Source organism: Limimaricola sp. G21655-S1 (assembly GCF_027213785.1).
Classification (GTDB): domain Bacteria; phylum Pseudomonadota; class Alphaproteobacteria; order Rhodobacterales; family Rhodobacteraceae; genus Limimaricola.
Window position 1 is genome coordinate 1 of the sequence record NZ_JAPWGO010000064.1, and the last position, 1,538, is coordinate 1,538.

The 1,538-nt window shown below is 61.5% G+C and carries 1 protein-coding gene; it reads right to left on the reverse strand.

The genetic code is table 11. The features are described 5' to 3' along the window. Positions 1 to 75: 75 nt before the first annotated feature. Positions 76 to 1,461 carry an IS1182 family transposase gene (locus O4G76_RS19815; protein ID WP_269398877.1) on the reverse strand — a complete coding sequence of 462 codons (1,386 nt, stop codon included), beginning with the start codon at positions 1,459 to 1,461 and terminating at the stop codon, positions 76 to 78. Positions 1,462 to 1,538: the final 77 nt, after the last annotated feature.

Consider the following 1,538-nt stretch of genomic DNA (forward strand, 5'->3'; position numbering starts at 1 on the left):
GCCGATTCCGTGGAAAAACTCCCGTTCGCGAGCGCAGAATAACGGCCATTGGAAAGAGCGCGAACGCCTGTCCCGTCAGGCGTCCCGAGCTTTCTGCGGTGCAGGAAGGATCTTGGCCAGTTTGCGGAGGTTCTGGGCAGTGGCGGCGAGGAGGAATTCGTCTTTCGCGCCGCATGGACCACGCAATCGGAGCCTGTTGAGGCCAAGGATGCGCTTCAGGTGAGCGAAGAGCATTTCGACCTTCTTCCTCAGCTTCATCGAGATGACGTATTGCTCGGTCTTCGCGATGTCGCGGGCGACCTGTCGTGCGTCTTCATGCTCCTCGCGGGTGATCGACCGGAAGTCCATGTTGGGGCAGCAACGTGACTTCGAGGGACAGACCTGGCAGGTATGCTTCAGGCACCTGTATTTGGCGACGCCCTTCCCGGTCGGCCCGCGGTTCGGATCGGAATATTTCCGGCGGAACTGCTTCAGCTCGTGGCCCTCCGGGCAGATGTATTGGTTGTTCTCGGCATCCCACTCGAACTCAGCGCGGGTCCAGGTCCCGTCGCTGCGCCCCGATTTGTCGAAGACCGGGATGTGTGGCGCGATCTTGCGATCGACCAGCCAGCCCAACATCGGTGCGGTGCCGTAGGCCGTGTCTGCGATCAGGCGCTCGGGGTGGAGGTCGAACCGAGCCTTGACCCGATCCAGCATGGTCTTGGCCGATCCAACCTCCGCCTGACGGATGGAACGCGTCGCCTCCACATCCACGATGACGCCGTGGTCCGTATCGATCAGGTAATTATCCGAATAGCTGAAGAAGGCCGGGCCTTTGCGGGCCGCCGTCCATTGGCTGGCGGGGTCGGAATGCGACGTGAACTTGGGTTGGACCTCGCTGGCCGCGCCGAACGCTGCCTCATCCAAGGTATCGAGATACTCACGAACCGCCCGCGGCGCGTCAGCGGGGTCGATCTTCCTGGTGTCCCATTCCTCCTTGGGCGTCGAGTTCTGCTTGTTGGCATCAGCCTCGATCAGGCTGGCATCGACGGCCATGCGCTGCCCGCTGACAAGGCCCTCTGCGATGCAGCGCGCTACGGTCGTCTCGAACAGATGCCGCAGCAGTTCGCTGTCGCGGAACCGACCGTGGCGGTTCTTCGAGAAGGTCGAGTGATCCGGGACCCGGTCACTCAGATCAAGCCGGCAGAACCACCGGTATGCGAGGTTCAGATGCACCTCCTCACATAGCCGCCGTTCCGACCGGATACCGAAGCAATAGCCAACCAGCAGCATGCGGATCAGGAGTTCGGGATCGACGGACGGGCGGCCCGTATGGCTGTAGAAATCGGAAAGGAAGGTGCGGATGCCGGACAGATCCACAAACCGGTCGATGGAGCGAAGAAGATGGTCCTGCGGGACATGGTCCTCAAGCGAGAACTCGTAGAACAGCGCTGGCTGCGCCTCCTGCCGCGGTCCCATCATCGCCGATCCTCCCATCCCCTATGGGAATTGAATCAGCCACGGGCACCCCGATCAAGATCGAGTTTTTCAACGGAATA